The 13,670-nt window shown below is 37.5% G+C and carries 12 protein-coding genes and 1 pseudogene; 2 read left to right on the forward strand and 11 right to left on the reverse strand.

Annotated elements, in window-relative coordinates:
- Positions 1-80 precede the first annotated feature (80 nt).
- Positions 81-338, forward strand: a complete 258-nt coding sequence (locus A3854_RS01180) for a SelT/SelW/SelH family (seleno)protein (RefSeq protein WP_257639849.1) — start codon at positions 81-83, stop codon at positions 336-338.
- A gap of 342 nt (positions 339-680) precedes the next feature.
- Here A3854_RS01180 and efp read toward each other — a convergent pair whose 3' ends face one another.
- The 8 genes from efp to pheS all read right to left on the reverse strand — a co-directional run bounded on the left by efp (position 681) and on the right by pheS (position 10,503).
- The gene (gene efp / locus A3854_RS01185; protein ID WP_021090997.1) at positions 681-1,247 is read right to left on the reverse strand and encodes an elongation factor P; all 567 of its coding nucleotides are present in this window, start codon (positions 1,245-1,247) and stop codon (positions 681-683) included.
- A 20-nt stretch (positions 1,248-1,267) separates the two neighbouring features.
- The gene (gene serA / locus A3854_RS01190; RefSeq protein ID WP_223155256.1) at positions 1,268-2,848 is read right to left on the reverse strand and encodes a phosphoglycerate dehydrogenase; all 1,581 of its coding nucleotides are present in this window, start codon (positions 2,846-2,848) and stop codon (positions 1,268-1,270) included.
- On the reverse strand, positions 2,842-3,270 hold the full coding sequence (locus A3854_RS01195) for a hypothetical protein (protein WP_257639231.1): 429 nt from the start codon (positions 3,268-3,270) through the stop codon (positions 2,842-2,844). Before A3854_RS01195 ends, serA begins: the two co-directional genes overlap by 7 nt.
- Before the next feature lie 59 nt (positions 3,271-3,329).
- Positions 3,330-5,006 carry a 30S ribosomal protein S1 gene (locus A3854_RS01200; protein ID WP_084040969.1) on the reverse strand — a complete coding sequence of 559 codons (1,677 nt, stop codon included), beginning with the start codon at positions 5,004-5,006 and terminating at the stop codon, positions 3,330-3,332.
- A gap of 80 nt (positions 5,007-5,086) precedes the next feature.
- On the reverse strand, positions 5,087-5,911 hold the full coding sequence (locus A3854_RS01205) for a 4-hydroxy-3-methylbut-2-enyl diphosphate reductase (protein ID WP_084040970.1): 825 nt from the start codon (positions 5,909-5,911) through the stop codon (positions 5,087-5,089).
- Positions 5,901-7,178 carry a 3-phosphoshikimate 1-carboxyvinyltransferase gene (gene aroA / locus A3854_RS01210; RefSeq protein WP_084040971.1) on the reverse strand — a complete coding sequence of 426 codons (1,278 nt, stop codon included), beginning with the start codon at positions 7,176-7,178 and terminating at the stop codon, positions 5,901-5,903. The genes A3854_RS01205 and aroA overlap by 11 nt, the downstream gene beginning before the upstream one ends.
- Entirely contained in the window at positions 7,175-9,511 is a 2,337-nt protein-coding gene (gene pheT / locus A3854_RS01215) for a phenylalanine--tRNA ligase subunit beta (RefSeq protein ID WP_084040972.1), read from the reverse strand. Before pheT ends, aroA begins: the two co-directional genes overlap by 4 nt.
- The gene (gene pheS / locus A3854_RS01220; protein ID WP_084040973.1) at positions 9,508-10,503 is read right to left on the reverse strand and encodes a phenylalanine--tRNA ligase subunit alpha; all 996 of its coding nucleotides are present in this window, start codon (positions 10,501-10,503) and stop codon (positions 9,508-9,510) included. Before pheS ends, pheT begins: the two co-directional genes overlap by 4 nt.
- Positions 10,504-10,621: 118 nt before the next feature.
- Between pheS and A3854_RS01225 the strand changes: the two genes are divergently transcribed.
- Positions 10,622-10,975, forward strand: a complete 354-nt coding sequence (locus A3854_RS01225) for a histidine triad nucleotide-binding protein (RefSeq protein WP_084040974.1) — start codon at positions 10,622-10,624, stop codon at positions 10,973-10,975.
- Positions 10,976-11,015: 40 nt separating this feature from the next.
- On the opposite strand, the gene A3854_RS09965 is transcribed toward A3854_RS01225, so the two are convergent.
- From A3854_RS09965 to argH, 3 genes and pseudogenes are all read right to left on the reverse strand, one after another.
- Positions 11,016-11,324, reverse strand: coding sequence for a CZB domain-containing protein (locus A3854_RS09965; protein WP_374057391.1), 309 nt, complete (start codon positions 11,322-11,324; stop codon positions 11,016-11,018).
- 84 nt (positions 11,325-11,408) lie between these two features.
- Positions 11,409-11,687: pseudogene (locus A3854_RS09970) on the reverse strand (methyl-accepting chemotaxis protein); the annotation flags it as partial.
- Between the two features lie 461 nt (positions 11,688-12,148).
- Positions 12,149-13,546, reverse strand: coding sequence for an argininosuccinate lyase (argH, locus tag A3854_RS01235; protein ID WP_084040976.1), 1,398 nt, complete (start codon positions 13,544-13,546; stop codon positions 12,149-12,151).
- Positions 13,547-13,670 lie beyond the last annotated feature (124 nt).

Here is a 13,670-nt window from a genome sequence, read left to right on the forward strand (position 1 = left end):
TTATCCTTTCAAGTAATATGTTTTATTTGTTAAGTAAAATTTTATATAATATTGGCTTATTTCACAAGAAAGGACAGAGCATGCAAGTAAAAATTATTTACTGCAACTCTTGAAACTATCGTCCGGTAGCTTCTCGTGTAGAAGATGAAATAAAAGCGAACTTTAGTGATGCAAGAGTCGAAAAGGTTATAGGTGATGGTGGAAATTTCATCGTCGAGGTTGATGGAGATGTTATATTTTCTAAGAAAGATCGCATCGGAAATGAAGAAGCGAGATTTCCTCACGGTGAAGAGATCACAACTCTTATAAACAAACATCTTAAAGAAAAGTCGGCTTAATGCTAGCTACCGAGACGGGAAACCGTCTCGTTTTTCCCTATTTTTGACTTACGGTTCTACTATCCTAATATAAAAAATTTTATAGTTAAAACATTTGCTTATCTCGTTAAAAATTTTCATTATTTTATATATTTTTTTAATTTTTGAAGATTTTATGAGCTGATATTTGACTATATTTGGATTTTTATAAAATATAAAATTTTGTGTATTCTAAGCTAACACTGTTTGAAATTTTACAATGTAGAAATGAAGTTTTTGCTAAAGCCAATACTTTTTAAATAGTGACTTTAGCTAAGCATTAGGCTTACTAAACGTAAATTTAGTAAAAAAGATTAAGCTGCTTTATTTATTTGCACGCTCGATATACTCGCCACGAACTGTATCCACACGAATAACTTCGCCCTCAAGTACGTGAAATGGTATCTGAACAACCGCACCACTCTCAAGAGTAGCTGGCTTTTTACCACCTTGCGTATCACCTTTGAAATTTGGTGGAGTCTCAACTATCTTTAGCTCAACTACTTGTGGCACTTCAACGCCGATCGCATTGCCATTGTGAAATAAAATTTCAACCATCATGCCATCGATCATCCATTTTTTAACATCACCCACATCCTCATCGCTAATAGCAACTTGTTCATAAGTAACCGTATCCATAAACTGACAATACTCACCATCATCATAAAGATACTGCATCTCTTTTTCTTCAAGATGTGGTTGCTCGCATTTATCGCCTGCGTGAAAAGTCTTTTCAAGCACTTTTCCGTCGATAAAAGATTTGATTTTCGCACGAACAAAAGCTGCACCTTTGCCCGGTTTAACGTGTTGATATTCTACGATTTTATAAGGAACGCCATCGATCTCGATCTTTAGCCCTTTTTTTAGATCGCCCATTGAATATGAAGCCATTTTTTTATCCTTTCAAAATTTTATATAACTGCGTATTGAGCCCAAACGCAAGCTTCAAGTGCGTTTAGCCTCTCTAACGTTTCTGCTTTTATATGTTCATCAACCAAGATGACAGCAAGTGCCATATTGTGATCATCTCTACCAAGGCGGAAGTCTGCGATATTAATCTTTTCATCAGCTAAAATTTTACTAATCTGAGCGATAACGCCTGGCACGTCATGATTTTTAAAGATGATCATCTTACCTTTTGGTTTAAAGTCAGTCTTAAAACCATTTATCGTTACGATGCGTTGCTGATTTTCACCAAATACCGTTCCACCAACGGTTACAATGCCATTTTCAGTAGTTAAGCGAACTGTGATTTTATTTTTAAAAATGCTATCTCCGCCAAGGCTAGTTTCAGTCACTATTCCTTTTTCATCGCATAAAAATTTAGCATTTACGTAATTTATCGCATCACCAAGACTCTCTTTTAAAGCACCTACGATTGCAAAAGTTAGCATTGAATTTGCATATTCGCTAATCTGACCGTGAGTCTCGATACGAATGGCCTTGATAACGCTTTTATTTATCTGTGCAGCAAGAAATGCCATCTTACTTGTAAGATCGATATAAGGCTCAACAAATGGCGGTAGATCTTCTGTTTTTATAGGTAAATTTAACGCATTTGGATAGCTTATACCGCGAGCTGCTAAAATAGCTTGTTCGACTGCCTCAACTGCGATATTTCGCTGTGATTCAAGCGTATTTGCTCCAAGATGCGGTGTGACACTTACATTGTTTAGATCAAGAAGTGGATGATCAGTTGCTGGTTCTTTTGTAAAAACATCAATACCGGCAAATGCTATCTTGCCACTTTTTAGTCCTTCATAAAGCGCTTCTTCGTTATAAAGACCACCTCTAGCGCAGTTTATAAGTCTTACGCCATCTTTCATTTTTGCGATCTCTTTAGCGCCTATCATATTGGTCGTCTCTTTAGTTTTTGGCGTATGTATCGTGATAAAATCACATGCTAAAATATCATCAAAATTTTTAGTATAAGTACCGCCCATATCGATAACTTTAGATGGATCAATATATGGATCATAAGCGATGATCTCCATACCAAAAGCTTTTGCACGAACGGCTACTCTCGAGCCAATATTTCCAAAGCCGATCACGCCAAGCTTTTTCTTAAAAAGTTCAACCCCATACCATTTCTCACGCTTCCAAATTCTATCTAGCTTTAGATCATTATGAGCGTATTCAAGAGATCTAGCTGAAGCTAGCATATGCGCCATTGTTAGCTCAACTGCAGCAATAGTGTTTGCAGTTGGAACGTTCATAGCTATTATGCCACGCCTTGAGCATCCTTCTATATCGACATTATCTACACCAACACCAGCTCTAACAATAGCTTTTAGTTTTTTACCAGCGTTTAAAAAGGCCTCGTTTACTTCAGTTGAGCTTCTTGTTATAGCAACATCAGCCTCGCCTAAAATTTTTAAAAGTTCATCTTTGGGAGTATTAACTGCGTCTATTACGTTTATATCTTGCTCTTTTTTTAAAAGTTCAAAACCTACTGGATGTATCGCATCGCAAACAATGATAGTTTTCATAATTTTACCTCTCTCACACTTGAGTGGATATCATAAACTCTTAGTTCTAAAATGATATTTTGTAGAAGTTTAGAGTCTTGAGTATTTAAAAATATCTGGCTTTTTGCACCATCTTTTACAACAGTAAAATCGACCTCACTTTTTCTTAAAGTCTGCATCAAACAAAACATTGAATAGATATCATTTTTATCTATCAAAAGCTCATATGCAGTAATCTTTGGTTTTTCTATTTTGGGTCGGTTGTATTCTATAAAAATTTCATTTACAGGCAGCACATAATCTCTTTTTCTAATAGTTGCTAGCTCACTCATCCAGTTAATATTGCTGGTTGTATTTTTGGTTAAATTTTGCTCATTTGTGATATTTTCTTCATGTATCTGGCTAAAATTTACACTTGCAAATTTAACAAGAGAAATTCCAACCAAACCCAATATTACAAATAGCAGGACAACTACTAATAAAAGTACGCGTCTGCCCATTTAAACTAAAGTAATTGTTCTTTTATAATATCGCCGAGTGTTACTTTATCATCGTTATCATTGATCTCATTTAACACTTCACGCTCTTTTTGTTTTGCTAAACGGCGTATGCTAAGGCGAATTCTATTTTTCTTCTCATCGATAAATGCGATAGCTGCTTCGATCTCATCGCCGATCTTAAGTGTGCTAACATCTACACTACCTAGATCTTCTTTGCGGATCAGCGCATCAACGTTATTACCAAGCTCTACAAACACGCCAAAGTCTTTAATATCGCGAATTGTTCCTTTTACGATATCGCCTACATTAAATTTATCAGCGAATGCTTGAACTGGACTTTGTTTTAGATCTTTTAGGCTGAGTGAAACTTTTTGTTCAGCGCTATCGATTTTGATGATTTTTACTTCAAGCTCGTCACCAGCTTTAAAGATGTCTTTGCATTTATCGTTTCTATCCCAAGATGCGTCTTCATTGTGCAATAAGCCCTCAACGCAACCTACTCTAACAAATGCACCAAAATTTGTGATAGTTGTCACAACGCCTTTTACTACGTCGCCCTCTTTGTATTTTGCCTTAAACTCATCAAATGGCTTTGGAAGTAAATTTTTAAGGCTTACTCTTAAGCGGTGTCCTTTTGCATCTATCTCAATAACCTCAACATCAATCTCTTGACCTTCATTGATGTGATCTTTTGGATTTTTGATATTTTTGTCCCATGAAATTTCAGATATATGTAAAAATCCTTCAATATCATTTCCAAGATCAACAAATGCGCCATAAGGCTCGATATTGCTAACTGTAACTTTGATAGTGTCACCAACCTCTAGTCCATCATTTATGATCTCTTCCCAAGGATCTGGAGTAGCTGCCTTGATAGATAGAGACAAGTGGCGTTTTTCGTTGTCATAGCTGATAACTTTAACTAAAACTTTATCGCCTTCTTTATATAGTGAGCTAGGGTTTACTGGGCCTTTATAGCTTATCTCGCTGTAGTGAACAAGTCCGTCCACGCCGCCAACATCAACAAACATACCATAAGTTGTGATTTTTTTAACTGTACCCTCTATAACGCTATCATTTTCTACTATGCTTGATAGAGCTTCTTTACGCTTTTTGCGGTCGTCATCTAAAATTTTCTTTCTAGAGACAACTATACTATTTTCTTCTTTATCAATTTTTATAACTCTTACTTTATATGTTTTACCAATTACTCCTTCAGCATTTTTAAAGCCACTGTGAGTTTTTGGTAAGAAAAATTCCACCCCATTTACATCTTGAGTGATAAAGCCACCTTTATTTTTTCCAACTACTTTTACGTCGATTTCGCCAGAATTTTCAGGATCGTAAGCTTCGATGAAAGCTTTAACTTTCTCTTTTCTAAGTGCTTTTTTGTGCGACACTATAAGTCTTCCATTTCTTGATCCAGTTATTACAACTTTGATCGTATCGCCAACTTTATGCGTCAGGTTGCCATTTGCATCAGTGATCTCAGAAATATTTAAAATGCCCTCTGATTTCTTGCCAACGTCGATTAAAACCTCATCGCCATTGATACTGACGATCTTTGCGTCACTATCTTCTTCAGTCTTTTTAAAAGACTCCTCTAACATCGCAGCAAAATCGATATCTTCGATATCTTCGTCTTTTGCTTTTCCTAATTGAACACTTTTGTTCACAGCCATCTTGATCCTTTAAATTTTATTATGCCAGTAGAGGCAAATTGGCTTATTATAGTTAATTGTGGCTTTAGCTAGGATAAATTTTATACTTTTTTGATTCTGTCAACGACTTTTTGTATGATCCAGTCAGGCGTACTTGCACCCGCACTTATGCCACACAAATTTTTGCCATCAAACCATGACTTTTCAAGCTCTTCTTCACTTTCTATCAGGTAGCTATCTTCGCAGAAATTTTTAGATATTAGATAGAGTTGTTTTGTATTTGAGCTGTTTTTTCCGCCAATGATTATCATCACATCAGCCCTTTTTGCTAAATTTTTAGCAGCCTCTTGGTTTTCAAATGTTGCGTTGCAGATGGTGTTAAAAACGCGCACCTCTTTTACATGGAGCATGAGATAGTTTGCGATCTGCATAAATTTCTCAACTTTTCTAGTCGTTTGGCTAACAAGAGCGACCTTTTGCTTAAATTTAATACCCTCTAGCTCGCTCTCTTCAAGCACGACGTAAACGTTGCCCTTGGCGTATGACTTCACGCCCTTTACCTCGGGGTGGTGTTCGTCGCCATAGATCACCACGTCATAGCCCTCTTCACTCATTTTTTCACAAATTTGTTGTGGCTTTGTCACAAATGGGCAAGTTGCGTCGATCACTTTTATATCTGTCTTTTTTAACTCTGCAAGGTCATTTTTAGTGATACCATGAGTGCGGATGATCGCTTTTTTTTCATCTTTTAGCTCATCTATGCCCTCAAGTGTTTTTACATTGTAGTTTTTCTCAAGCCTGTTTATCTCTTCGTTATTATGGATGAGTGGCCCAATGGTCGCAGCATCTCCTGCATTTTCAGCAATCTTTATCGCCCTTTTTACACCAAAGCAAAATCCATAACTACTAGCAAGCTCAATCTTCAACTCTAGCTCCCATTTTCTTTAAAATTTCAGCAAAATTTGGAAACGAAGTAGCGATAAATTCGCTCTTTTCTATCTGCATGCCACACTTTAGTCCAAGCACAGCAAAACTCATCGCGATCCTGTGATCCCCGTGACTATCTATCGTGGCAAATTTAGCCTCTGAACCATTTATGATAAATCCATCTTCAAGCTCGCTAGCATCAACGCCGCACTGCTTTAACGCATTTATCGTGACGGCTATCCTATCACTCTCTTTTACGCGAAGCTCTTTAGCATTTGTCAGCTTGCTTTGGCCTTTGGCGCAGGCAAATACGATGGCTAAAGCTGGAGCTTCGTCAATGAGCCACGAGATATTTTCGCCAACCTCTACACCTTTTAAATTTGGTGAGTACTTGACCTCGATATCGCCGATATCTTCGTATTTACTTGAGGTTTTGTGAAATTTTATCTCAGCGCCCATTTTTTCTAAAACCCTGTAAGCTTCGATGCGAGTTTTATTTAATAAGATATTTTTTAAGATGATATGCGAATTTGGGATGATTAGAGCTGCGACTGCAAAGAAAAATGCCGAGCTTGGGTCATTTGGCACGTCTATATCAAGTGGTGCAAGTGGTGATTTCATAGACTCTAGAGTAATCTCTAGGCCGTCACGCTTTATATCAGCTCCCATACCAGCAAGCATGCGCTCAGTGTGGTCTCTGCTTAGCTCTGGTTCACTAAATTTGCAACCATTTGAGTAAAGAGCCGCTAATAAAAGCGCACTTTTTACCTGAGCTGAGGCAATCTTGCTTTCAAAACTAAATCTTTCAAATTTCATCCCTCTTATGCAAAGCGGAGCATTGTTTGCGTTGTTTGCACCATCTATCTTTGCACCCATATCATTTAGAGGTTTTGCTATTCTAGCCATTGGACGTGAGTTTAAATATCTATCGCCACTTAGCACGAAAAAGCCATCCTGTGCGGCTAATAGCCCCATAAAAAGCCTCATCGCCGTGCCTGAGTTGCCACACTCTAAAATTTCATTTGGCTCTTTTATCTTTTGCGGCGGCATGATCGTTATTTCAGAACCATTGTCCTCAACTTTTGCGCCTAAAAGCTGGACTATTTTTAAGGTATTTAGCGTATCGCCTGCTCTTAGATAGTTTCTAATGCGAGATGGTTTATCGCTTAAAAGCGAAAAAATCGCGCATCTATGCGAGATGGACTTATCCGCTGCGATGTCGTCAATAGTTAAATTTAGACTTTTTTCTAATGGATAAATTCTCATCTTATTCCGATATTTAGTTTCTCTTTTAGCTCGCTTAAAATTTTATCCATAAGTGCGTTTATATCATCATCCTCGAGTGTTTTTTCCATATCTTGGAATGTAAATTTAAGGCTAAGGCTGATCGAGCCATTTAGTTTCGCATCTTTATAGATATCAACCGGCAAAAACTCTTTTAGCTCTTTTAGGTTTAGCTCTCTTATGCACTCATAAATTCGTCCAGCCTCGAAATTTTCAGGCACGATGAGGCTAAGATCTCTTGTTGTGCTTTGGAATTTTGAGTAAGGCACTGCTAAAATTGGTTCGAATTTAAGCTTCGCAAAATCAATCTCGCAGACGTAAGTTCTTGGCAGATCTCTCTTTGCCTCAACTCTTGCGTCAACTCTACCGATATAGCCAATATTTTCGCCATTTTGATAGATGTGTGCTTGTTCGTATGGACTAAGATATGAGATGCCCTGGCAAGGTTTTAGCTCAAATTTACCTATGACATTTTGCACCATAGATGCGAATGCATAGAAATTTGCCTCCTCGCCCTTTGCGCCGTTTATCAGAGTCGGTTCTTTTAAAAGTCCAGACACAACAAAGCCTAAATTTAAGCCCTGGCTTGCATTTTCATCAAAAATTTCTCCAAGCTCAAAAAGTCTAACTGAGCGTTTTGAGTTTTTGATATTTTTCTCGCTTGAGCTTAGAAGGTGATTAACAAGTGTCGGCCTAAGTGTATTTAACTCGTTGTTTATAGGATTTAGTATCTTGACTTTGCATGGTTTAAAATTTAGCTCGTTAAGCTCCTCCTCACTATCAAAGACATAGTGCACGCTTTCAAAAAAGCCATTATCAGCTGCTCTACGCCTTAAATTTAAAGCATTTTTATAGTCAAAATATGTCTTATTTAGCCTATTTTTCTCAGAGAAATTTAGTGGTTTTGAGGCGATATTGTCTATGCCTACTATCCTTACGATCTCCTCACAAACATCGTGAGAATTTACTATATCATGGCGAAATAACGGCACTTTTACATTAAAGCTCTCCTGCTCAACATTTACTGCGATCTCAAAGCCAAGTTTCTTTAAAATTTTAACGACGTCATTTCTAGCAATATCTTGGCCGATCATATTTTTAAGCTCAAAAAGAGAGATGCTTAGTGTTATAGGCTCGGTGTTTAAAAGCGACTGCTGTGAGCCAGCAAAGAGATTTAGCGTATCTTTAAAATTAGCAAGTCTTTTAAATAAATAATCCGCTCCATAAGCTAAATTTGGCTCGCTACCACGACTTGAGCGATAAATTTGATCACCCTTTGGTAAATTTTTATTTTCAAAAATAGCTTTTGAAACTACATCTGGCTTTACATAGCTAGCTTCTACTAGGATCACTTTTGACTTCTCATCTACCCTTGCTACGTCACTTTGGTAAATTCCAGCAATGCCTAAATTTTTATCCTCGCAATAAACGACACATTCGCCATTTTCGCCATTTTTTATATCAAAAACAGCCTTTTCGCCTTCACTTACAAGTTTAGCGTGATCATAAGCCCTAAATAAAACACCCGTGCAAAATGTCGCGTATTCAAGCAGTCTCTCAACTAAATTTGTCTTTTGGCACTCTATTAATGCTAGACGCATGCGAGTTATTAGATTTTCATATAGTCCTTCTTTTAGCTCAAAAGCCTTATACAAAAATGACCCATTTACTTTATCCTCTGCTCGCACAGAAGCTATTCTGCCAATACCTAGTAAATTTTCGCTTTCATCGTCTTCGTGGCTATCTTTCATATTTAGATCAAGCGCTGCACAAATTTCTCTTGCAATGCCATGTAAATTTTGACAATCGCCTCTGTTTGCTGTGACATCAACTTCGATTATCGTATCTTTAAATACCTCAAATTCGCTAAGACTTGTACCAAGTTTTAGCTTGCCAATGCTCTCATCAAGCGGTAAAATTCCATCGTTTACCTTTGGAAGTCCCAGCTCACTTGAAGAGCAGATCATGCCACTTGACTCAACACCTCTTAGCTTTGCTTTTTTTATCTCAAGACCATTTGGCATAGTCGTGCCAATAAGTGCAACTGGCACAAACTGGCCAGCTTCAACATTTTTAGCCCCACACACGATCTGAAGCGTCTCTCCACCAACATCCACTTGACAAATGCTTAGTTTATCGGCATCTGGGTGCTTCTCTCTACTTTTTATGTAGCCAACCACGATACTCTTTGGCAAATTTATCTCTTTATAACTATCAACCTCTAGCCCAATAGAATTTAATGTCTTTGAAAGTGTCTCGCCACTAACATCGCTAAGGTCGATCCACTCGTTTAACCAATGCTTTGAAATTATCATTTAAACTGCTCCAACAATCTTAAATCTCCCTCAAAAAGCGACCTTAGATCAGGCACTCTATGAAGCAACATCGCAAATCTCTCAACGCCAAGGCCAAAGGCATATCCACTTACATTTTTATAGCCAACCGCCTTAAATACATTTGGATCAACGACTCCGCATCCAAGTACCTCAAGCCAAGTAGTCTGCTTGCATACTCTGCAGCCCTTACCGTGGCAGAATATACAACTGATATCAACCTCTGCGCTAGGCTCCGTAAATGGGAAGAAGCTAGGGCGAAAACGTACTTCAACGTCGCCAAACATATGCTTTAAAAAGCCCTCTAACATTGATTTTAAATTTGCAAAGCTAACTTTCTCAGCATCTTCCACAACAAGGCCCTCAACCTGGTGAAACATCGGTGTATGCGTTAAATCCATATCACGTCTAAAGACGGTGCCTGGCGCTATCATGCGAATAGGTGGCTTTTGATTTAGCATAGTTCGCACCTGAACTGGGCTCGTATGCGTCCTTAAAAGTCTAAAATCATCTAGGTAAAATGTATCTTGCATATCCCGTGCTGGGTGGTATTTTGGTAAATTTAGCGCTTCAAAATTGTGAAAATCATCTTCTATCAGTGGTCCAGTCTCGAGCGAGAAATTTAGAGCCAAAAAGTATTCAATTATCTTATCCATCGTGGCCATCACAGGGTGCAGCGCTCCACTAGCAACAGGCTCATTAAATAGCGTGATATCAACGGCTTCTTTTTTCATCTTGTTATCTATCTCTTGTTCGCTAAGCTCAGTTTTTTTAGCTTCTATTAGCGCGCCAAGTTCATCTCTTTGCTTGTTTAAATTTGCTGCAAATTCCTTTTTCTCATCTTCACCAAGCTCTTTTAGCTTTGCAAAACCTTGCGCCAAGATGCCCTTTTTGCCAAAAATTTCTACCCTAACCTTCTCAAGATCGTCAAGCGTTGAAATTTCATTTTTGATTTTATTAACGAAATCTTGCAATTTTTTACCTTTATAAATTTTTGAGTCGATTTTATAGAAAAAGAGTTAAAATCAAGATAAAGAGCACGAAATTTAAGCACACTTTGATATAATTTCACAAAATTTCAAAGGAGCTAAAATGACCATATTTGAAAAGATCGTAGCTGGTGAAATCCCTTGCAACAAAGTGCTTGAAAGCGAGAAATTTCTAGCTTTTAACGACATAAATCCAAAAGCACCGATCCACATCCTAATCATCCCAAAAAAACACTATAAAAATTTCCAAGAGATGGATCCAGGTTTAATGGGAGAGATGACAAAATTTATCCAAGAAGTAGCGACCTTAATGGGCGTTGATAAGAGCGGATACCGCCTTATAACAAACTGCGGTGAAAACGGCGGTCAAGAAGTTATGCATCTACATTTTCACCTGCTTGGCGGAGCTAAGCTTGGCTGGAGCGAAGGCGTAGCTGATCCACAAAGCACATTTTAATAACTTCTAAATTTTAGACTCAAAGCCTGAGTCTAAAATTTTATTTTCTTGCAGACTTAATAGCTTCAAGCAACTCTTCAAAACCTACTTTACTTGAGTTTTCAACATCTTTTAATATTTCAACGCCGGGTAGATTTCCTTTGTCTTTATCAGCAAAAATAACCATCGCTTTTTCTAGTCCATGATGAACATTTTCATGATGAACTGCGATACTTGAGAGAATTTTGGCATCTTTTACAAGAGTATTTTTCACATCTTTTTCATACCATTTGCCAAATCTACACTCATGAACATCTTGAATTTTATTAAATTCATTTAAAAGCACGCCTCTATATCCATTTAGCTTCATATTTATATGATCGATTTTTCCATTGCTTACATAGACTTCATTTGTAACATTTAAAGCCTGATTTAGGATATTTTGCGTATTTGCATTTACGCTTGAGATATTTCCTTCAAATCCACCTAAAATTTTCATAGCATTTGCAGAAATTTTTGAGAAATTCTCACTCATTTCGATCATTGTATTCGCACTTTGCTTAAGTCCATTTATATTTACTTCTACTTCAAGTGTCGCTTTTTGGGTACGTTCAGCAAGCTTTCTAACCTCATCTGCAACGACAGCAAAACCTCGTCCATGCTCACCAGCACGGGCCGCCTCAATAGCAGCATTTAGAGCTAGCAAATTTGTCTGATCTGAGATATCTTTAATAAGATTTATAATCTCAGCAATCGAATTTACGCTTCCATTAAGCGAAGAAGCGTCATTTGAAAGGTCATTACTCATCTGACTTACTTGCTCGATCGAGTTTAAAATTTCAGCCGTTTGCGACTTGAGTTCGCCTGTCTCTTTGAAAGTCTTTTCATTTAATCCGTTTATACTTTCAAGCATTTTTAGGTTTTCTTCCATTGTTAATTGCAAGAAATTTATACCATCTTGATAACTTGAAAGCAATAAATTTACAGCCTCTTGCTTATCCTTAGCTTGTTCTTTTGGCTCACAAGTTTTAACGTTTTTTAGCTCATTTTTAAGTGCTAAAATTTCAGCCTTTAAAGCTTCATTTTTTCTCTCTAAAGCTTCGTTTTTACTAGAAAGCTCTTTATTTTTGCCATCAAAAAACATTTTTCATCCTTTAAAATTTGTAGATTTTGCGTAATTATAACTCTTTTTTCTTAGAGCCAGTAATCTAAAATTTCTATCTGCTCATCAACGCTTTTATTTGCCGTGCCGCCTTTTGAAGTGCGTGCCTCTTTTGAAGCGTAAAGATCTAAAAATTTAATAGCATTTGCATCTAAATTTTCATCCACACTTTTTAGCTGCTCTTCGTTTAATTCACTTAAATCAAGTCCCAAGTTTTCAGCCTTTGCGACAGCTTTGCCTGTGATAAAATGCGCCGTTCTAAATGGAATATTTTTTTCACGCACTAAATAATCCGCCAAATCAGTGGCACTTAGATGTCCAGTTTTTGTCGCTTTTAACATGTTTTTTTCATTAAATTTAGCCGTTTTTATCATCTCATTTAGGATGGTAGCCGAGCTTAAAATGGTTGAGACGCTGTCAAACACACCCTCTTTATCTTCTTGCATATCTTTATTATAAGCAAGCGGCAGACCCTTCATCGTAGTTAGTAGCGCTACTAAATTTCCATTTACACGTCCAGTTTTACCGCGTATGAGTTCGGCTACATCAGGGTTTTTCTTCTGTGGCATGATAGAGCTGCCCGTGCTATAAGCGTCACTGATGCTTACAAAGCCAAATTCTTGCGAGCTCCAAAGTATGAGCTCCTCGCAAAGCCTAGAAGCGTGCGTCATAAAAACGCTAATGTTAAATAAAATTTCCAGCGCAAAATCACGGTCGCTCACGCTATCCATCGCATTTTGCGTGCAACCTGCAAAGCCAAGCTCACTTGCAACGATAGTTCTATCTATCTTATGAGGAGTGCCTGCAAGTGCTGCTGAGCCAAGCGGACTTAGGTTGTTTCGCTCATATGAGCTAACAAAACGCTCAAAATCTCTTTTAAACATAAATGCATATGCTAGCAAGTGATAGCTAAGGCTTACTGGCTGAGCGTGTTGAAGATGTGTGTAGCCTGGCATTAGCGTATCTTTGTGGTTTTTTGCCAAATTCGTAAGCGTGGTAATGAGCTCTTTTATACATGAAGAAATTTCTAAATTTTTCTTCAATACGTAAAATTTAAAATCAAGCGCAACTTGGTCGTTTCTGCTTCTGGCTGTGTGCAGTCTGCCTCCAAGCTCGGCGCCGATGATCTGGCTAAGGCGCTTCTCAACTGCCATGTGTATATCTTCATCTTCTAGCTTAAACTCAAATTTACCTGCTCTTATCTCAGATAAAACCTCATCAAGCCCCCTTATGATCGCCTCTGACTCATCTTTTTTCAAAATTCCGCAAACCCCAAGCATCTTTGCGTGAGCCTTACTTCCAGCGATATCTTCTTCAAAAAGATTTTTATCAAAATTTATAGAGGCGTTAAATTCCTCAAGTAACTTTGAGCTAGCCTCGCTAAATCTACCCTCCCACATCTTTTTGTGTGCGTTTTCATCTTTTTTCATAGCTTTACCTTTAATTAGTTTTGCGTGATTTTAACAAAATAGCACTTAACTGGGTATTTTAACTATAAAGTTGCAAAAAAGTTATAAATATAATTTATCTTTAAGGATATAGAAATATAATTCA

It is taken from the genome of Campylobacter concisus, assembly GCF_002092845.1.
GTDB lineage: Bacteria > Campylobacterota > Campylobacteria > Campylobacterales > Campylobacteraceae > Campylobacter_A > Campylobacter_A concisus_AQ.